The organism is Bordetella ansorpii, from assembly GCF_900078315.1.
Taxonomy (GTDB): domain Bacteria; phylum Pseudomonadota; class Gammaproteobacteria; order Burkholderiales; family Burkholderiaceae_B; genus Bordetella; species Bordetella ansorpii.
Genome location: NZ_FKBS01000014.1, coordinates 739240 through 757232, shown reverse-complemented (window position 1 = coordinate 757232; position 17993 = coordinate 739240). Strand labels below are relative to the sequence as shown.

At 66.7% G+C, this 17993-nt stretch carries 16 protein-coding genes; 8 read left to right on the top strand and 8 right to left on the bottom strand.

Features of this window, described 5'->3' with window-relative positions; genetic code table 11:
* Positions 1 to 123: 123 nt before the first annotated feature.
* Complete coding sequence (locus tag A7W11_RS11145) at positions 124 to 756, bottom strand: VTT domain-containing protein (protein WP_066411747.1); 633 nt, start codon at positions 754 to 756, stop codon at positions 124 to 126.
* Between the two features lie 226 nt (positions 757 to 982).
* Here A7W11_RS11145 and A7W11_RS11140 point away from each other — a divergent pair, with 226 nt between their 5' ends.
* Positions 983 to 2350: a dihydrolipoyl dehydrogenase gene (locus tag A7W11_RS11140; protein ID WP_066411743.1), complete on the top strand. Its 1368-nt coding sequence runs from the start codon at positions 983 to 985 to the stop codon at positions 2348 to 2350.
* A 72-nt stretch (positions 2351 to 2422) separates the two neighbouring features.
* On the opposite strand, the gene A7W11_RS11135 is transcribed toward A7W11_RS11140, so the two are convergent.
* Positions 2423 to 2965, bottom strand: a complete 543-nt coding sequence (locus tag A7W11_RS11135; RefSeq protein WP_066411742.1) for a type 1 glutamine amidotransferase domain-containing protein — start codon at positions 2963 to 2965, stop codon at positions 2423 to 2425.
* Positions 2966 to 3086: 121 nt separating this feature from the next.
* Here A7W11_RS11135 and A7W11_RS11130 point away from each other — a divergent pair, with 121 nt between their 5' ends.
* The 4 genes from A7W11_RS11130 (at position 3087) to dbpA (ending at position 7828) form a co-directional block, all read left to right on the top strand.
* A complete protein-coding gene (locus A7W11_RS11130) occupies positions 3087 to 4172 on the top strand; it encodes a DNA topoisomerase IB (protein ID WP_066411734.1) in 1086 nt (361 codons plus the stop codon).
* 199 nt (positions 4173 to 4371) lie between these two features.
* Positions 4372 to 4869 (top strand): YciE/YciF ferroxidase family protein, encoded by a 498-nt coding sequence (locus A7W11_RS11125; RefSeq protein WP_066411723.1) that lies wholly within the window; start codon positions 4372 to 4374, stop codon positions 4867 to 4869.
* Positions 4870 to 4989: 120 nt separating this feature from the next.
* Complete coding sequence (locus A7W11_RS11120; RefSeq protein ID WP_066411721.1) at positions 4990 to 6243, top strand: Hsp70 family protein; 1254 nt, start codon at positions 4990 to 4992, stop codon at positions 6241 to 6243.
* 199 nt (positions 6244 to 6442) lie between these two features.
* A complete protein-coding gene (dbpA, locus tag A7W11_RS11115) occupies positions 6443 to 7828 on the top strand; it encodes an ATP-dependent RNA helicase DbpA (RefSeq protein ID WP_066411719.1) in 1386 nt (461 codons plus the stop codon).
* Between the two features lie 77 nt (positions 7829 to 7905).
* On the opposite strand, the gene A7W11_RS11110 is transcribed toward dbpA, so the two are convergent.
* The 3 genes from A7W11_RS11110 to A7W11_RS11100 form a co-directional block, all read right to left on the bottom strand.
* Positions 7906 to 8322, bottom strand: coding sequence for a hypothetical protein (locus A7W11_RS11110; RefSeq protein ID WP_066411717.1), 417 nt, complete (start codon positions 8320 to 8322; stop codon positions 7906 to 7908).
* 184 nt (positions 8323 to 8506) lie between these two features.
* A complete protein-coding gene (locus A7W11_RS11105) occupies positions 8507 to 10579 on the bottom strand; it encodes an ATP-binding protein (protein WP_066411714.1) in 2073 nt (690 codons plus the stop codon).
* Positions 10572 to 12068 (bottom strand): ATPase domain-containing protein, encoded by a 1497-nt coding sequence (locus tag A7W11_RS11100; RefSeq protein ID WP_066411711.1) that lies wholly within the window; start codon positions 12066 to 12068, stop codon positions 10572 to 10574. The genes A7W11_RS11105 and A7W11_RS11100 overlap by 8 nt, the downstream gene beginning before the upstream one ends.
* 348 nt (positions 12069 to 12416) lie before the next feature.
* Between A7W11_RS11100 and A7W11_RS11095 the strand changes: the two genes are divergently transcribed.
* From A7W11_RS11095 to A7W11_RS11085, 3 genes are all read left to right on the top strand, one after another.
* Positions 12417 to 13529, top strand: a complete 1113-nt coding sequence (locus A7W11_RS11095; protein WP_066413920.1) for an S-(hydroxymethyl)glutathione dehydrogenase/class III alcohol dehydrogenase — start codon at positions 12417 to 12419, stop codon at positions 13527 to 13529.
* A 63-nt stretch (positions 13530 to 13592) separates the two neighbouring features.
* A complete protein-coding gene (locus A7W11_RS11090) occupies positions 13593 to 13883 on the top strand; it encodes a metal/formaldehyde-sensitive transcriptional repressor (RefSeq protein ID WP_066411708.1) in 291 nt (96 codons plus the stop codon).
* An 88-nt stretch (positions 13884 to 13971) separates the two neighbouring features.
* Positions 13972 to 14448: a hypothetical protein gene (locus A7W11_RS11085; protein ID WP_066411705.1), complete on the top strand. Its 477-nt coding sequence runs from the start codon at positions 13972 to 13974 to the stop codon at positions 14446 to 14448.
* A 94-nt stretch (positions 14449 to 14542) separates the two neighbouring features.
* On the opposite strand, the gene A7W11_RS11080 is transcribed toward A7W11_RS11085, so the two are convergent.
* The 3 genes from A7W11_RS11080 to A7W11_RS11070 all read right to left on the bottom strand — a co-directional run bounded on the left by A7W11_RS11080 (position 14543) and on the right by A7W11_RS11070 (position 17960).
* Positions 14543 to 15970, bottom strand: coding sequence for an FAD-binding oxidoreductase (locus A7W11_RS11080; protein WP_066411703.1), 1428 nt, complete (start codon positions 15968 to 15970; stop codon positions 14543 to 14545).
* Between the two features lie 18 nt (positions 15971 to 15988).
* Positions 15989 to 16972: a Bug family tripartite tricarboxylate transporter substrate binding protein gene (locus A7W11_RS11075; protein WP_066411702.1), complete on the bottom strand. Its 984-nt coding sequence runs from the start codon at positions 16970 to 16972 to the stop codon at positions 15989 to 15991.
* 82 nt (positions 16973 to 17054) lie between these two features.
* A complete protein-coding gene (locus tag A7W11_RS11070; RefSeq protein WP_066411700.1) occupies positions 17055 to 17960 on the bottom strand; it encodes a dihydrodipicolinate synthase family protein in 906 nt (301 codons plus the stop codon).
* Positions 17961 to 17993 lie beyond the last annotated feature (33 nt).

Below are 17993 nucleotides of genomic sequence, written 5' to 3'. Positions count from 1 at the left end.
CACAAGGAACCGACGAGTCTAGTCCTCGTCGCGTCAAATTTGCGTCAAGTCATCATGCTGTCATTTTCAAATTTTCGCCAGCGAAACAAGATTTCGCTGCAACGCAACATCGAATCGGGACAATCAGGCGCGGCGCCGGTTGCGCAGCCAGGCCAGGCCCTTGATGGCGATGGGCAGGATGGACAGCACGATGATGATGACGGAGACCCAGTGCAGGTTCGCGCGCACCCAGGGGATACCGCCGAGGAAATAGCCGGCGGTGGTCAGCGAGCCGCACCACAGCACGCCCCCCACCACGTTGTACGAAACAAAGGTCGCGCGCGGCATCTGCGACAGGCCCGCCACGAACGGCACCACGGTGCGCACGATGGGGATGAAGCGCGCGATCACGATGGTCAGCGCGCCGTAGCGCTCGAAATAGGCCCGGGCCTGCTGGACATGGGCAGGGTTGACGCGCTTGAGCAGCCGGTCGCGCAGCAGCGCCGAGCGGCCAGTCGAGTAGTTCACCGAATCGCCCAGGATGGCCGCCAGGATCAGCGCGACGATGCTGACGATGGGATTGATGCCGGCGATCCCCAGGAATGCCCCCGTGGCGAACAGCAGCGAATCGCCCGGCAGGAAAGGAAAAATGACGAAGCCGGTTTCGGCGAAGATGATCAGCACGACGATGGCCGTGCCCAGCATCCAGTTCTGGGCCAGCACGGCCATCAATCCGTTGGGATCGGTGAGCCATGCGAACATTTCAATGGGATTCATGTAGCGTGAGTTGCCTTGGTTTGCGGCCGGAACGAGTACGAAGCAGCGAAGTACCGAACGATACCGCGTGCCATCAGCACCGCGGATCGATTTCGTGTCAAACGTAACACTTCAGGTCCCGTTGGCACGAAGAATGCTGCGCGTGCGGGCGCCAGGCCGGGTCGGCAGCGGCTCCACCGCCCAACGGCCTGGCCTAGGGCCTGTTCACACTAAAAGGAGAACAGCGATGCAGACTCGGGATGTCGAAGCCGTGGTGATCGGGGCGGGAACCGCGGGAACCAATGCCTTTCACGTACTGAAGTCAGCCGGCGCGGACGTCCTGCTGGTCGACCGTGGCCCGCTGGGCACGACCTGCGCCCGGGTCGGCTGCATGCCTTCCAAGGCCGTGCTGCACGCGGCGGCGCGCTGGTGCGAGGCCCGCAGCCTGGTGGCGGACCCTGCCTGCTTGACCCTCTCCCCCCACGTGTCGTGGCAACAATCCCGCCAAATACGCGACGAGTTCGCCAGCGAGGCCGCGCAAAGCACCCGCTCGGCGGCCGGCGACCGCCTGGTCATGGAAGAAGCGCGCTTCATCGCGGCCGATACCCTGCAGGCCGGCCAGACCCGCATACGGGCCCGTGCCTTCGTCATCTGCACGGGTTCGAGCCCGGTCATTCCGGAACCCTTGCGCCCCTTGCAGCACCGCCTGCTGACGACCGACAACCTGTTCGACCTGGACGTTCTGCCCGCCCGCGTCGGCGTGTTGGGCATGGGCGCCATCGGCCTGGAAATGAGCATCGCCCTGGCCCGCCTGGGCCTGGACGTGATCGGGGCGGATCAATTGGACGCCATCGGCGGCGCCAAGGATCCGGACATACAGGCGCGCGCGCAGGCGCATTTCGGCTCGCTGATGCAGCTATGGCTGGGCGATGCCGTCACGGCGGAGGCGGACGGCGATGCCGTGCGGTTGCGGCAGGCCGACCGGCACGCCGTCGTCGATCGCCTGCTGGTCGCCACGGGCCGGCATGCGAATGTGGACAGGCTGGACCTGGCCGCCGCAGGCGTGGACCTGGACGACAAGGGCCAGCCCCGCATCGACCCCGCCCGCCTGACCGCCGGCCACGACGGCATCTTCTTCGCGGGCGACGTGAATCCCGACCGTCCCCTGATGCACGAGGCCGCGGACGAAGGCCAGGCCGCCGGTCGCGCGGCGCTGGCCCGTGTGCGGGACGAATCCCCGAAGGCACTGGCGCGCCGTTGCGCGATCACCATCGTCTTCACCGATCCCGACCTCTGTGCGGTAGGTCTGCCATTCGACAAGGCGAACGAGCAGGGCGCCCTGATCGGCTCGGCTTCAGGCGACGGGAACGGACGCGCTCGCATCATGGGGGCCACCGACAATCTGCTGCGGGTCTATGCCGCGCGCGGCACGGGCAAGCTGCTGGGCGCCAGCATGCTGGCCACGCATGGCGAGCACCTGGCGCACCTGCTGGCGTGGGCCATCCAGAACGGCCAGACGGCCGAGCAGTTGCTGGCCATGCCGTTCTATCACCCGAGCATCGAAGAGATGCTGAAAGACGCATTGAAGGACATCGCCAGGCAGATGAAACCCTGACATCCCGCATGCGCGGCGCGGGCCGGATCAGGCCGCGAGGCAGGACTCACGCCGCGCGCCCGTCGCATCCGGTCAGGCTTGCAGCAGCTCGATGAACGCGCGATTGAAAGCCGGAATATCGTCCGGCTTGCGGCTCGACACCAGCTTGCCATCCACCACCACCTCCTGGTCCACCCAGTTCGCGCCGGCATTGCGCAGGTCATCCTGCAAGGACGGCCAACTGGTCATCTTGCGGCCCTTCACCACGCCCGCCGAGATCAGCAGCCAGGCGCCGTGGCAGATCACCGCCACCGGTTTGCCGGCCTCGATCATCGCGCGCACGATCGCCTGCGCCTTGGGCTGCATGCGGATCTCATCGGCGTTGACCACGCCGCCCGGCAGCAGCAGCGCGTCGAAATTGCCGGTTTCCGTTTCCGCCTGCACGAAGGTCAGATCCACGTCGAAGCGGTCGCCGGGCTTGTCGTGATGCATGCCGAGGATGGGATCGGCGCGGGCAGAGACCACCACCGTGCGCACACCCTGCTCCTGCAAGGCATCGCGCGGGCCGGTCAACTCCACTTGCTCGAAGCCATCGACGGCAAGGATTGCCACGTTCAGATCTTTGCGTGTCGCCATGGTTTGCTCCCGTTGCATGGCCCCCGAGGAAAAACATCGCGGCGCGCCGGGGCCGCGCGCGCCACCGCACGGTCGCCGCAAGCGCCATGCCCGCGGGCACGCCGTTTGCTCAATCCTCGTCATGAACGCTCCAGAACCGTTGCCGCCACCCGCGCTGTCCCCCGGCCTCGTCTATGCCGACGACACCCGGCCCGGCTATCGCCGCAAGCGCGTCAATGCAAAGACCTTTCATTACTTCGATACGCACGGCAAGCGCATCACCGATGACGGCAAGGTGACGCGCATCCAATCCCTGGCCATCCCGCCCGCCTATACCGATGTCTGGATTTGTCCCGATCCGCAGGGCCACATCCAGGCCACGGGCCGCGATGCGCGCGGACGCAAGCAGTACCGCTACCACCCCGACTGGACCTCGGTCCGCGACGCCCAGAAGTACGGCCAGTTGGCGGCCTTCGGCCTGTGCCTGCCCCGCATCCGCGCGCGCATCACGCGCGACATGGCGTTGCCAGGCCTGCCCCGCGACAAGGTTGCCGCCACGCTGGTGCGCTTGCTGGAACTGACCCGCATCCGCGTGGGATCGCGGGAATACGCGCGCGCCAATCGATCGTTCGGCCTGACCACGCTGACGCGACGCCACGCGCAGGTCGCGGGCGACCGCATCCGCCTGCGCTTCGTGGGCAAGAGCGGCGTCCCGCACGACGTGACCGTGGCCGACCGGCGCATCGCCCGCCTGGTGCGGCGCTGCCTGGACCTGCCGGGCCAGCAGCTTTTCCATTACCTGGACGAAGCGGGCGAAGCGCGTGCGGTGGACTCCGATCTGGTCAACGATTATCTGCGGGAAGCCAGCGGCGCGGACTTCACGGCCAAGCACTACCGCACCTGGGCCGGCACGTTGTATGCCTACGCGGCATTGCGGGCACAGTTGAGCGACGTGCTGGACGACGAAGCCAACACGCCGACCGCCACCCGGAAGCATCTGGCCGAAGTGATAAAGCGCGTGGCGCAACGGCTGGCGAACACGCCGGCGGTGTGCCGCGCGTGCTACATCCACCCGGCGGTGATGGAAGCGTATCTGGAGGGCACGTTGCAGGCCGAAGCCCGTGCGCCGGATACGCCGCGCGGGCTGGCCGCCGAGGAACGGCGGCTGCTGGCGTTTCTGCAGGCGTTGCCCGTGCGGACGCCCGCCGATAGCGTGCCGGCCAAGTAAAGGCGACCAGCGCCATCGGCTGCCGTGCCGGAGGCGATGCGTAAAGTTCGGGCGCGGATGCACACGGTGCAGACCCCGTCCCCCAACGCATGGCCGGCGATGCCGCCAAACGCCCCCCGGAAGTGCCGTCGGGAATGGCAGTTGCTACTGAACCTGCGGACGCGACAGTCCCGCAACCCCTACTTTTTGGGAGCAAGCAATGGCCAAAATCAAGACCCTTCATGATCTGTTCATCCACGAGCTTTCGGACATCTACAGCGCCGAGAAGCAACTGACCCGTGCCTTGCCGAAGATGGCGCGCGCCTCCAGCGATCCTCAACTGGCCGAGGCATTCCGCTCGCACCTGGAAGAAACGCAAGGCCAGGTCGAGCGCATCGACCGCATCGTCGAAGCCAGCGACCTCAAGCTCAAGCGCATAAAGTGCATGGCCATGGAAGGACTGGTCGAGGAAGGCAAGGAGGTGATCGAAGAAGTGGAAGAAGGTCCCGTGCGCGATGCGGCCCTGATCGCGGCCGCGCAGAAGGTCGAGCATTACGAGATCGCCGGCTACGGCACGTTGTGCACCTACGCCAAGCTGCTGGGCCTCAACGATGCCGTGAAGCTGCTGAAGGAAACCCTGGCCGAGGAAAAGGGCGCCGACGACAAGCTCGGCGGCCTGGCGGCCGCGCAAACCAACCTCCAGGCTGCGGCAGTCTGATCCCCAGCCGCCCGCCGTTCGCGTGGGCGGCTTTTCGATGTGTCCCCATGTTCCGAAACGGGCTGGCCACCGCTTGCGGCTACACTTGTGCGCCATTTCGCCTCACATCCCCGTTTTTCGATGACTTCCCCTGCATGCGGCCTGGACTTCGGCACGTCTAATTCCACCGTGGGCTGGAGCCGTCCCGGCCAGCACACCCTGCTGACGCTGGAAGATGGCAAGCCCACCCTGCCTTCGGCGATCTTCTTCCATGACGAAGACGACGACGTCAGCTTCGGCCGCGCCGCCCTGGCCGACTACCTCGAAGGCTACGACGGCCGCCTGATGCGCGCCATGAAAAACCTGCTGGGCAGCTCGCTGATGGACGGCCATACCGAAGTGCAAGGCCGCGCCCTGCCCTTCCGCGTGCTGCTGACCCGCTTCATCGCCGAGCTCAAGCGCCGCGCCGAAACCGCCGCGGGCACGCCCTTCAACCGCGTGGTGCTGGGCCGCCCGGTGTTCTTCGTCGACGACAACCCGGCCGCCGACCAACTGGCCCAGGACACCCTGGGCGAGATCGCGCGCAGCGTGGGCTTCACCGACATCGCGTTCCAGTTCGAACCCCTGGCGGCGGCCTTCGACTACGAGTCGCAGATCGACCGCGAAGAACTGGTGCTGGTCATCGACATCGGCGGGGGTACCTCCGATTTCTCGCTGATCCGCCTGGGCCCGCAGCGCGCAGGCAAGGCCGACCGCCGCGAAGACATCCTGGCGCATGGCGGCGTGCACATTGGCGGATCGGACTTCGACATGCAGCTGAGCCTGGCGCAGGTCATGCCGTTGCTGGGCCTGGGCACCCAACTGCGCAGCGGCAAGGACATGCCGTCCACGCCCTACCGCAACCTCGCCTGCTGGCACACCATCAACAACATCTACGCGCGCAAGTCGGTCGATCAACTGGCCACGCTGCGCCTGCAATCCACCGAACGCGAAAAGGTGGACCTGCTGATGGAAGTGATCAAGCAGCGCGCCGGCCACTGGCTCGCCTACCAGGTGGAAGAAGCCAAGATCGCCATGTCCGACGCTTCGGAAACCAGGATCGACCTGTCGCGCATCGCGCCCGGACGGCACGTGGACGTGACGCGGCCTGCCTTCGACGAAGCCGTCGGGGGCCTGGTCGGCCGGATCGAGACCACCGTGTCGGCGCTGCTGCGCGAGGCCGGCGTGGCGCTCGATGCCGTGGACACCGTGTTCTTCACCGGAGGGTCGAGCCGCGTGCCGCGCCTGCGCGAAAGCGTGTCGGCGCTGGTGCCGCAGGCCCGCAGCGTGGAAGGCGACCTGTTCGGCAGCATCGGCGCGGGCCTGGCGTTGGATGCGGTGCGCAAGTTCGGCTGATACCGTAGCCGCTGCCCGCGGATCGCGGCAGACAGCGTCCCGCGCTCCTTTCGGCCGGCATCCCTGACGATGCCCCAGGGCGCAGCGGCCGGCCACATCGCGCAAGCGCTTGATATCACATCGTTTACCGGCTCGGACGGCACGGCCGGACAGCCCTCGCCTGCTAGACTTCAACCTTTACCCGCCGGCGGCCCACACCATGACTTCCCTCTCTTTTTCCAGCCTGCCCCTGTCGCCGGCGCAGCTCGGCAACCTCGACAGCCTCGGCTACAAAGAGATGACCGAGATCCAGGCGCAAAGCCTGCCCCTCATCCTCGAAGGGCGCGACCTGATCGCACAGGCCAAGACGGGCAGCGGCAAGACCGCCACGTTCGGGCTGGGCATCATGCACACGCTCGAACCCACGCGCTTCGCCCTGCAGGGCCTGGTGATCTGCCCCACGCGCGAACTGGCCGACCAGGTCGCCCAGGAACTGCGCCGCCTGGCGCGCGCCGAGGCCAACGTCAAGATCCTGACGCTGGCGGGCGGCACGCCCATCCGTCCGCAGGTCGAATCGCTGCAGCACGGCGCCCATATCGTGGTCGGCACGCCGGGCCGCCTGATCGACCACCTGGAACGCGCCACCATCGACCTCGGCGCCCTGCGCACGCTGGTGCTGGACGAAGCGGACCGCATGGTCGACATGGGCTTCTTCGACGACGTGGCCAGCATCGTCTCGGCCTGCCCGCCCACGCGCCAGACCCTGCTGTTCTCGGCCACCTACCCCGACGACATCCGCAAGAACGCCGCGCGCTTCCTGCGCAACCCGGCCGAGATCCGCGTCGAGGCGCAGCACGATGCCTCGCGCATCGAACAACACTTCTTCGAGATCGCGCCCGACGGCCGCAACGCCGCGGTGGCGCAGTTGCTGAACCATTACCGTCCCGCCTCCGCGCTGGCCTTCTGCAACACCAAGGCCCAATGCCGCGACCTGGCCGATGACCTGCGCGCGCAGGGCGTCAGCGCGCTGGCCCTGCACGGCGACCTGGAGCAGCGCGACCGCGACGAAGTGCTGATCCAGTTCGCCAACCAGAGCTGCGCGGTGCTGGTGGCCACCGATGTGGCCGCACGCGGCCTGGACATTCCCGCGCTGGGCGCCGTCATCAACGTCGACGTCACGCGCGATCCCGAGGTGCACGTGCACCGCATCGGCCGCACCGGCCGCGGCCAGGAGAACGGCCTGGCGCTGAGCCTGTGCGCGCCGCACGAGATGCAGGCCGCCAACCTGATCGAGCAATACCAGGGCAAGCCGCTGCGCTGGTCCGATCTGCAGAAGTTCACGGCCACCTCGAGCACGCCGCTGCGCGCGCCCATGGTCACGATGGTGATCCTGGGCGGCAAGAAGGACAAGCTGCGCCCGGGCGATCTGCTGGGGGCGCTCACGGGCGATGCGGGGCTGACCAAGGAACAGGTCGGCAAGATCAACGTGGGCGACCAGGTCACGTATGTGGCGCTGGAACGCGGCATCGCCAAGACAGCCTGCGCGAAGCTCGGCAACGGCAACATCAAGGGCAAGCGTTTCCGGATGCGCCTGATGCAAGGCTGACGACGTCCGCGGCCGGCGCAACAAGGCGTTCCCCGGAGGGAACGCCTTCACTCATGCCAGCCGCGTGTCACGGGACGTCAGTTGGAACCGCCCGTACGCGGATAGCCCGCCGGCGGCGAACCGTTGCCGCCGCCGCTGGACGGCGCGCTACTGCTTCCGGTCGACGAGCCCGCGCCGCTATCGTGCGAGCCGCCCATCGACGAGCCGGAGCCGCTGCGATGCTTGGACGACGAGCTGCCGTCATGCTTCATCGAATCCTGCTTCATCGACGAACCGCTGGCCGACGAGCCGCCCGGCGTCTGACTCGCCGGCGCGGCGGGTTGCACGCCCGGCGGCGTGGGCGCATTCGGCTGGGCCGCCGTCGAATCGTTCGGCGACTTCGACGGCATGCTGGTGTTGGCCGACGACTGCGCGATGGCGCCGCCGCCGAGCGTCATGCCGCCTGCCACCAGGGCGGCGGCCAGCACATTGGTCACATAGTTGCGGGTTTTCATCAGGGACTCCTCGCCTTGTGGGATGGAAACCACTACTAGCATCCGGCGTGCCTGCGGGGTCGGTCTTTCCCGCGCGGGTGTGCGCGGCATGAAAGGCAGCGGACGCGGTGCAAGAAAGGCATTTCTTACCGACCCGCGGGCTACCATGCGCGCGTTCAGCGATGGGCGCCGGGCCTGACGCGCCTCAACCGGCGGCCTGTTGCGCCAACATCTCCGAGATCTTCGCCGCCAGCGCCTCCAGGGCAAAAGGCTTGGTAATCATCGCCATGTTGGTGCCCAGGAATCCGGCCCGGATCGCCGCGTTCTCGGCATACCCCGTCACGAACAGGATGGGCAGGTCGGGCCGGTGCTGCCGCGCCGCCTCGGCCAGTTGGCGGCCGTTCATGCCTGGCAGCCCGACGTCGGACACCATCAGCCGGATGGGAACGTCCGACCGCAGTATCGCCAGTGCGGCGTCGGCCTCCGCGGCTTCCACGGGCCGGTAGGACAGCTCTTCGAGCACGTCCTTTATCAGCAGGCGCACCGACGCGTCGTCCTCCACCACCAGCACGTGTTCGCCGCCGCCTTGCGGCGGCGCCGGCGCGGGGCTCGCCGCCTGCTGCCCGGACTGCGCCTGCGCACTGCGCAGATAGAGAGACACCGACGTGCCCACGCCCAGCTCGCTATGGATGCGGACCTGCCCGCCCGATTGGCGCGCGAAGCCATACACCATCGACAAGCCCAGGCCCGTTCCCTGGCCCACGGCCTTCGTCGTGAAGAACGGCTCGAAGGCCTTCTCGATCAATTCAGGGGCCATGCCCACGCCGGTATCGGAAACCTTCACCACGACGTAGCGTCCCGTGCCCAGCTCGGGATTCACCGAGGCGTAGTCGGTCCCGATGTCGATGGCGTGGGCCTCGACGGTGAGCTGGCCGCCGTCCGGCATGGCGTCGCGGGCATTGATGACCAGGTTCAGGATGGCGCTTTCCAGCTGGTTCGCGTCCGCCACGGCAAAGGGCAGGTCGTGGCCGGTGATGATGCGCAGGTCGACGCGCTCGCCCAGGGTGCGGCGCAGCAGGTCTTCCAGCGAGCGCAGCAACTGCGCGGCATCCAGCGGCCGCGCGTCCAGGGACTGCCGCCGCGAGAAGGCCAGCAGCCGCGCGGTCAGCGTGGCGGCGCGCTGCGCCGACGCCGAGGCCGCGTCCATGTAGCGCTCCAGCCCCTCCATGCGGCCCGCGCTCATGCGGCGGCGCATGATGTCCATGGCGCCGATCACGCCGGTCAGCATGTTGTTGAAGTCGTGGGCGATACCCCCGGTCAACTGGCCCACCGCCTCCATCTTCTGGCTTTGGCGCAACGCGGCCTCGGCCTGCATCAGCCGGTCGGTACGTTCCTTCACCCGCTCTTCGAGCGTCTCGTTCAACGACCGCAGTTCCAGCGAATACGCCTTGAGCGCCGTGATGTCGATCGCGGTGCCGATCACGCGTGCGCAGACGCCGTCCGCGTCGAACAGACCACGGCCCTTGGCCGCCACCCAGCGCACCACGCCGTCCGAGGACACCGTGCGGTACTGCACGTCATAAGGCGCGCGGCGCGCGGGGTCGCAGGCCGCGGCGTACGCCTGCTCGGCGGCCGGCGCATCCGCGGGATGCAGCGCATGGTGAAGATCGGCCAGCGACAGATCGGCGTGATGCGCGAATCCGAACATGGCCCGCATCCGGGGCGAGCCATCCAGCTTGCCATTGGCGGGGTCCACGTTCCAGAACCCGATCTCCGCCGCGTCCGCGGCCAGCAGCAGTCGCGCATTGCTTTCGGCCAGCTCCTGGCGGGCGCGGTCCCGTTCGGCCAGACGGTCACGCATCTCGAACTGCTTGCGCCGGGACCGCAACGCCGAATCGATGGCGCTCAACAGCGACTTGCGGCCCAGGGGCCGTTCGAGCACGACCGCGTTGCTGAACAAGGTCCGCAGTTGGGTATAGGCCCACTCCACCGACCGGGAACGCGTCGAGCGCGCCGCCGCCAACACCACGAAGGGAATGTCCGACCAGTCCTGCTGGCGCAGCAGCGCGGCGCGCAGCGCGTCGGCGCCGGACCGCAGCGCCTCTTCGGTCAGCAGCACCACCCCCACGTGTTCGTCCAGGCCGGCCGCCAGCGCCGCGAGATCGGGATGGACCACCGCGTGATAGCCGTCTCGCAGCAACAGCTGCGACACGCTCTCCGCGTCCCGGCCATACGGCGCGCAGATCGATACCTGCCGGCCTTCTCCCGCGTCACCCATGGCGCTTCCGGTCTTCCATCAGAGGATCCGGCTCGCCCGTGTATTCCGGCGTACCCGTCATGACGCCCCGGAAGGCCGTCAGCGGAGCGCCGACCCTGACGCCGCTGGCATCGATGCGCAATTCGCGGATCGCGTCCTCGTGCGGCCCGCCCCGGTTCTTCAGGACGGAAATCGCCTTGCGCATGCGCCCGCCCGCCTCGAAGAAGCGCAACATCAACACCACGTCCGAGATATAGGAGATGTTCAGGTTGGTGGCCATCGTCCCCAGCAATCCCTGTTGAGGATTGATGAGGAACGTGACGATACCTTTCTGGCTGAGATAGGACAGCAGCTCATGCATCTGCAGGATCAGTTGCTTCTCGTGCTGCATCGCCGCCATGTAGCCGTTCAGGCTGTCGATCACCAGCATTTTCACGCCACGGTCCTCGACTTCCCGGCGCACTCGCGCGGTGAACTCGCCGGGCGACAGCGCGGCGGGATCGATCTGCTGGATCGACAGGCAACCGCTCTCGACATATCGGTCGATATCCATGTTGAAGGCCTGCGCACGCTTGCCCAGCGTGCCGACACGCTCGTCGAACTCGAAAATGGTGGCGCATTCGCCGCGATCGCAGGCCGCGTGCAGATACTGCAGCGCGATCGTGGTCTTGCCCGTGCCGGCGGGGCCGGTGATGAGCGTGCTGGTGCCCCGCAGCGGACCGCCGCTGAGCAGCGCATCCAGCGCGGGAACCCCGCTGGACACCGGCTCGCCCGAATACGGCGCATGATGATCCGCCGCCACCAGGCGGGGATAGATATCCAGGCCGCCCGTGCGGATGGCGAAGTCGTGGTAGCCGGCCAGGAAGTCCACGCCGCGCAGCTTCTGCACGTGCAGGCGGCGCCGGGACGGGCCGTAATCCAGCGTCAGGCGCTCCAACGTGATGACGCCGTGGCACAGGCTGTGCAGATCCGAATCCTGCCGTCCGCTCATGCCGCTCATGCCGGTCATGTCATCGACCAGGATCACGGTGGAGTTGCGGCCCGCGAAAAATTGCTTCAAGGACAGTACCTGGCGGCGATAGCGCATGGCATCGTGCGCCAGCAGGCGCATTTCCGACAGGCTGTCGAACACCACGCGCTGGGGCTGCACACGATCGACCTCTTGTTGAATCAGCTTGATGGTCTCGCCCAGCTCCATTTCCCAGGGATGCAGGATGGATTGCTCGCGGCTGTCGCCCATGGCCTGGTCGACCGTGCTGAGTTCGAAAATATCGAACTCGTCCACGCTCCAGCCATGTGACTCGGCCACCATCGCCAGTTCTTCGCGCGTCTCGGAAAGCGTCACATACAAGGCGCGCTCGCCCTGCCTGACGCCCGCGCGCAGGAACTCCAGCGCAAGGGTGGTCTTGCCAGAGCCAGGCGCCCCTTCGAGCAGATACAGGTGCCTGGGAGGCAGGCCGCCATTCAGGATCGTGTCCAGTCCGGCATTACCACTACTGATCTTTTTCATTCGGGCCTCCCTGAAGATGTATCGGCGCAGAGGGCGCCGCCACCTAGGCGGACAGGCCGACGGTGCGAAGCACTACCCAGATTGGCCTGATGCCGTTGCGTTACATCCTAGCTGCCCTGGCTGTTCCCGAGGCTGTGAAGTGTTAATGCTGGTTACCAGCGATATCCGCGAACCGTCATGATGAGGACTGACACGTACATGCAAACTTGTCGATTGATACTGGGCCAGAGTATGGGCTATCATACTACCCCATAGTATCCAGGCGCCTGCGCCTCGCGCTGCGACACGAGATGATCGTGGCACGCAATGCGCGCCGATCCGGCGGCCCCTTTCACCAAGGAACACACCATGAAGTCACGCGCAGCAGTCGCCTTCGAGGCCGGCAAACCGCTCCAGATCGTCGAGATCGACGTCGCCCCGCCCAAGAAGGGCGAGGTCATGATCCGCGTCACGCACACCGGCGTGTGCCATACCGACTCCTTCACCCTGTCGGGCGAGGATCCGGAAGGCCTGTTCCCCGTCGTGCTGGGCCATGAAGGCGCGGGCATCGTCGTGGAAGTCGGCGAAGGCGTCACCAGCGTCAAGCCGGGCGACCACGTCATTCCGCTCTACACCGCCGAATGCGGCAAATGCGAGTTCTGCCTGTCCGGCAAGACCAACCTGTGCATCTCCGTGCGCGCCACCCAGGGCAAGGGCGTGATGCCCGACGGCACCTCGCGCTTCTCGTACAACGGCCAGCCGCTGTACCACTACATGGGCTGCTCCACCTTCAGCGAATACACGGTCGTGGCCGAAGTGTCGCTGGCCAAGATCAATCCCGACGCCAACCCCGAGCACGTCTGCCTGCTGGGCTGCGGCGTCACCACCGGCATCGGCGCCGTGCACAACACCGCGAAGGTCCAGGAAGGCGATTCCGTCGCGGTCTTCGGGCTGGGCGGCATCGGCCTGGCGGTGATCCAGGGCGCGCGCCAGGCCAAGGCCGGGCGCATCTTCGCCATCGACACCAACCCCGCCAAGTTCGAACTTGCCAAGACCTTCGGGGCCACGGACTGCATCAATCCCAAGGACTACGACAAGCCCATCCAGCAGGTGCTGATCGAGATGACCGGCTGGGGCATCGACCACACGTTCGAGTGCATCGGCAACGTCAACGTCATGCGCGCGGCGCTGGAAGCGGCGCACCGCGGCTGGGGCCAGTCGATCGTGATCGGCGTGGCGGGCGCGGGCCAGGAAATCTCCACCCGCCCCTTCCAGCTGGTCACCGGCCGCACATGGAAGGGCACGGCCTTCGGCGGCGTCAAGGGCCGTTCGCAGCTGCCGGGCATGGTCGAGGACGCCATGAAGGGCGACATCGACCTGGCGCCGTTCGTCACGCATACGATGGGGCTGGACGAGATCAACGAGGCGTTCGACCTGATGCACGAAGGCAAGTCGATCCGTTCGGTCATCCACTACGCGTGATCGCTGTCCAAAGGCCCGGCAACACGCCGGGCCTCTGGGCGAACCATCGGAGCAACAGGCAACATGCCCTATTCCGCAGAGGACAAGCGACGGACCATCGTGCGCTTGCGGCGTATCAAGGGCCAGACCGAAGCCCTTGAACGCGCGGTCGAGGAAGGCGTCGACTGCAGCGCCCTGCTGCAGCAGATCGCCGCCCTGCGAGGCGCCGCGAACGGCCTGATGGCCGAGATCCTGCAGACCCACCTGATGGAGCTGTTCGGCTCGACGGGCGAGGCGCGCAGGTCCCGGGAGCCGTCGGATTCCGACGCCGAGATCGAATCGCTGATGAAGACGTTGCGCACCTATCTGAAATAGGTGGGCATGCCGGGGCAGCGGCACGGTCCGCCCTGAGCGGACCGGATAGTATCCATGTCCGGCAACCACTTGCTCGTCTTTCGTCGACATGGCCCTACGCTCCGAACCCTATCGTCCCCGCAGAATCGCGCCCATCGGCACATGGCTTGAATCAGGCCATGCGATAAAGGCCTATGGCATCCATCGCGATCCGGATCTGCAAGGCACCATTCTTTCCGATGCCGTCGCCACCTGCGCGCGTGCCGCCGTCCATGCCGTGCTGGACGAGCATGCCGGCGGCGAGCGCAGCCAGGGGCTGGGATTCTGCATCGCGCACGTCGGCGAGGAAGCCGTCTGGCTGCTGGTGGACTGGTGGATATCAGGCGGCATCGTGTGCCAGCGCATGCTGTCCGCCCCACTGAAGGATCCCAGCCGTTTCACGCCCGTGGACGCGCCGGCGCTGGCCTGCGTGTGGGAACTGGTCGTCACCGCCCATGAACGCAATGCGTGGGTGCGGCACATCATGAGGGCCGCGCCCGATGCACAGGCCTACCTCGAGGACATCCTGCCCGAAGGCAGGTACTGACGCAGGCGGAGTGGCCCCCGCGTGCGCCACCTCGTTGCGGGCGGCTGCCATCCGCAACGCTCGCGACGGTTTTCACCGGAAGGATGCCGAAAGATCAGTCCGCCGCGATCACACGCCCCGGATTGAACAGGCCCAGGGGATCGAACAGGCGCTTGATCCCCGCCATCATCGCCATTTCGGCGGCCGACTTGTACCGCGCCACCGATCCGACCCGTAGCTGCCCCACGCCATGTTCCGCGGAGATCGACCCGTTCATTCTAGCCACGACTTCATACACCGCGGCCGAAACGTTCTTCTCCGACGCGCGCATCGCCTGATAGGCCCTCGCGTCGGCACCCGCGGGCGTCGAGACGTTGTAATGCAGGTTGCCGTCGCCGACGTGTCCGAACACGAAGATGCGCGCGCCAGGCAGCACTGCATGCACGGCGGCTTGCGCGGCATCGATGAACTCGCCGATCCGCGAGATCGGCAGGGAAATGTCGTGCTTGATGTTCTCCCCATCCGTGGCCTGCGCTTCCGGCAGGTGATGGCGGATCTGCCAGAAGGCGGCCGACTGCGCGAGGGTCGATGCAATGGCCGCATCCGTGACGATGCCAGTCTCGAAAGCCGCCTGCATCAAGGCTTCGAAACGCTCGGTGGCATGGGCTGCGCTTTCCGCATCGCTGGACTCCAGCAGCACGTAGTACGGCGACGCACCCGGCACCGGACTGCGCGCGGCAGGCGTGTGATGCAGCACCAGCTCGACCGCCGGGCCACTGATCAGTTCGAACGCCGTCAGGCTGGCCGAAAGAAACGATTGCGCCAGGGACAACAACCGTACCGCGCTGTGTGCATCCGGCACGGCCGCGAAAGCGGTCATCTGAGCGGCGGGACGCGGATACAGCTTCACGGTCGCCGCCGTGATGATGCCCAGGGAGCCCTCGGCCCCGATGAACAATTGCTTGAGGTCGTACCCCGTGTTGTCCTTGCGCAGTCCGCGTAGCCCGTTCCATATCTGCCCGTCGGGCGTCACCACCTCCAGCCCCAGGCACAGATCGCGCGCATTGCCGTAGCGCAGCACCTGTATGCCGCCGGCGTTGGTGGCGAGATTGCCTCCCAGGGTGCAACTGCCTTCCGCCCCCAGGCTCAGCGGGAACAGGCGGTCGGCCTGGGCCGCGGCATCCTGCACGGTCGCCAGTACCGCGCCGCCTTGCGCAGTCAACGTGTTGTTGTACCGGTCAACATCCAGGATGGCATTCATGCGGGCCAGCGACAGCACGATGCTGTGTCCGGCGCCATCCGGCACACTGCCGCCGACCAGGCCCGTGTTTCCCCCTTGCGGATAGATGGCCACCCGGTGCTGGCCGCACCAGCGCACCAGCGCGGCCACGTCCTCGGCGCTGTCCGGCTGGGCAAGCGCCAGGGCGCGGCCCGTCCAGCGCTTGCGATAGTCGGTCAGGTGCGGTGCCAGGGCATCGGCATCCTCGACCACGCGGCCCCGGAAAGCGGTGCGCAGCGAGGCTTTCAAATCATCGTCAGGCATGGCCGGCTCGCTCTGGCATCAGTTCGCGGAGGCGCCCGCGGCTTGCACCACGGCTTTCCACTTCTCGATCTCGGTGCCGATGAAGGCATTGAAATCCTTCGGACCCTTGACCATCGGCACGGCGCCCAGTTCGACAACGCGCTTCTGCATCTCGGGGGTGGCCATGGCCTTTTCGATGGCCTGGTCGATGCGCGCCACGATGGGGGCCGGCGTACCGGCCGGCGCCAGCACGCCGAACCACGAACCCGCCTCGAAGTTGGGCACGCCGGCCTGGGCCATGGTGGGAATCTCCGGCAAATTGGTGCTGCGCTCGGCGCTGGTCACCGCCAGCGCGCGCAGCTTGCCGCTCTTGATGAACGGCAAGGACGTCGGCAGATTGTCGAACATCAGATGCACCTGCCCCCCGATGATGTCGGTGACCGCGGCGGCGCTGCCCTTGTAGGGCACGTGCACCATGTCCACGCCGGTGCGGGTCTTGAACATCTCGCCGGACAGGTGGATCGAGCTGCCCGCGCCGCTGGAGGCGAAGCTCAGCTTGCCGGGATTCTTCTTGCCGTAGTCGATCAGTTCCTGCACCGACTTGACCGGCAACGAGGGCGTCACGACCAGCACGTTGGGCACGGATGCCACCAGGGTGATCGGCGAGAAATCGGCCGGTTTGAAGCGGATGTCCTTGTAGATGCTGTAGTTGATCGCCTGCGTGCCCACCGTTCCCATCAGCAGCGTATAGCCGTCGGCGTCGGCGCGCGCCACGTACTCGGCGGCGATGTTGCCCGCCGCGCCAGGCCGGTTCTCGACCACGACGGGCTGGCCCACCGCCTTCTCGATATGCGGCGCGATCAGCCTGGCGACCACGTCGGTGTTGCCACCGGCCGAGAACGGAATGACCATGCGGATGGGCTTGGTCGGCCAGGTCTCGGCCGCTGCCGCGCCCGCCGATGCCGCCAGGGCGACGAGGCCCGCGCACGCGTAGGCAATGCCCTGCTTGGTGCTCTTGAACATGCTGTCTCCTTGCTTATGGTTGTGATGCCCGGTTTGCTTGGACACGTCCGGGCGCCGTGCTTGCCGCGACCATCGACGGGAACTATCCCGCCTCGGCCAGGCTGCGCTTCAGGCGATCCAGCAGCAGATCGATCTCGGCATGATCCGTGGCGTCGAGCTTCGGGCCAGGCCGCCGCATACCCGCGTGCCTGATGGCGCCGCGCCGCTTCATGATTTCCTTGCGCACCGCCACGCCCCACTGGCTCTGGTTCTCATAGCTCAGCAGCGGCAGATAGCGATCGAACACCGCGTGGGCTTCATCGATGCGCCCCGCCGTGTACAGCGTGTACACCTGCGAGAGCATCTCGGGATGCGAGAAGCCGGCCATCGGTCCATCGATGCCACGGCCCATTTCCAGGGGCAGGAACATGGCGTTGTTGCCGGTCAGGATGGCCACGCGACGCCCGGGCAGCGCCCGCAGCTTGGTGATCTTGGTGATGCTGGGCAGGTCTTCCTCCTTGACCGCCTGGATCTGCGCGTGGCGCTCGATCAGTTGCCCCATCACGGGTACGGACATCCAGGTGCCTGTGGAAAACGGAAAGTCCTGCAAGACCGTCGGCACGTCGCCGATGTGGGCAAAGACCGCCTCGAAGTAATTCAGCACCTCTTGTTCGGTGCGCAGGCCGCCCGGCGGGGCGATCATGACGCCCGCGGCGCCCGCGTCCATCACCTGCTTCGTCAACTCGGCCATCTGCGCGACGCTGCTATTGCTGACGCCCACCACGACCGGCTTGCCTTTTGCGCGGGTGATGTAGCGGGACGCCACCGCCAGGGACTCGGTGGGCGTGAGCTTGTTGGATTCACCGGCCACCCCCAGCACCGTCAGGCCGCTGGCGCCGTGCGTGAAGTAGAAGTCGCTCAGCGTATCGACGCTTTCCAGGTCGATGGCGCCGTTTTCCTGGAAAGGCGTCTGCGCCACGATGTACACGCCACGAGCTTGGTCCAGCATGCTGTCTCCTGATTCTTGGTAGGGGCTGAGGAT

What these genes read in the sequence shown, in the direction of transcription:
- A7W11_RS11085 (WP_066411705.1), top strand. Translation starts at nt 13,972, where the DNA reads ATGGCCCTACGCTCCGAACCCTATCGTCCCCGCAGAATCGCGCCCATC.
- A7W11_RS11095 (WP_066413920.1), top strand. Translation starts at nt 12,417, where the DNA reads ATGAAGTCACGCGCAGCAGTCGCCTTCGAGGCCGGCAAACCGCTCCAG.
- A7W11_RS11125 (WP_066411723.1), top strand. Translation starts at nt 4,372, where the DNA reads ATGGCCAAAATCAAGACCCTTCATGATCTGTTCATCCACGAGCTTTCG.
- A7W11_RS11110 (WP_066411717.1), bottom strand. Translation starts at nt 8,322, where the DNA reads ATGAAAACCCGCAACTATGTGACCAATGTGCTGGCCGCCGCCCTGGTG.
- A7W11_RS11070 (WP_066411700.1), bottom strand. Translation starts at nt 17,960, where the DNA reads ATGCTGGACCAAGCTCGTGGCGTGTACATCGTGGCGCAGACGCCTTTC.
- A7W11_RS11080 (WP_066411703.1), bottom strand. Translation starts at nt 15,970, where the DNA reads ATGCCTGACGATGATTTGAAAGCCTCGCTGCGCACCGCTTTCCGGGGC.
- A7W11_RS11120 (WP_066411721.1), top strand. Translation starts at nt 4,990, where the DNA reads ATGACTTCCCCTGCATGCGGCCTGGACTTCGGCACGTCTAATTCCACC.
- A7W11_RS11100 (WP_066411711.1), bottom strand. Translation starts at nt 12,068, where the DNA reads ATGAAAAAGATCAGTAGTGGTAATGCCGGACTGGACACGATCCTGAAT.
- A7W11_RS11090 (WP_066411708.1), top strand. Translation starts at nt 13,593, where the DNA reads ATGCCCTATTCCGCAGAGGACAAGCGACGGACCATCGTGCGCTTGCGG.
- A7W11_RS11130 (WP_066411734.1), top strand. Translation starts at nt 3,087, where the DNA reads ATGAACGCTCCAGAACCGTTGCCGCCACCCGCGCTGTCCCCCGGCCTC.
- A7W11_RS11140 (WP_066411743.1), top strand. Translation starts at nt 983, where the DNA reads ATGCAGACTCGGGATGTCGAAGCCGTGGTGATCGGGGCGGGAACCGCG.
- A7W11_RS11135 (WP_066411742.1), bottom strand. Translation starts at nt 2,965, where the DNA reads ATGGCGACACGCAAAGATCTGAACGTGGCAATCCTTGCCGTCGATGGC.
- A7W11_RS11145 (WP_066411747.1), bottom strand. Translation starts at nt 756, where the DNA reads ATGAATCCCATTGAAATGTTCGCATGGCTCACCGATCCCAACGGATTG.
- A7W11_RS11105 (WP_066411714.1), bottom strand. Translation starts at nt 10,579, where the DNA reads ATGGGTGACGCGGGAGAAGGCCGGCAGGTATCGATCTGCGCGCCGTAT.
- dbpA (WP_066411719.1), top strand. Translation starts at nt 6,443, where the DNA reads ATGACTTCCCTCTCTTTTTCCAGCCTGCCCCTGTCGCCGGCGCAGCTC.
- A7W11_RS11075 (WP_066411702.1), bottom strand. Translation starts at nt 16,972, where the DNA reads ATGTTCAAGAGCACCAAGCAGGGCATTGCCTACGCGTGCGCGGGCCTC.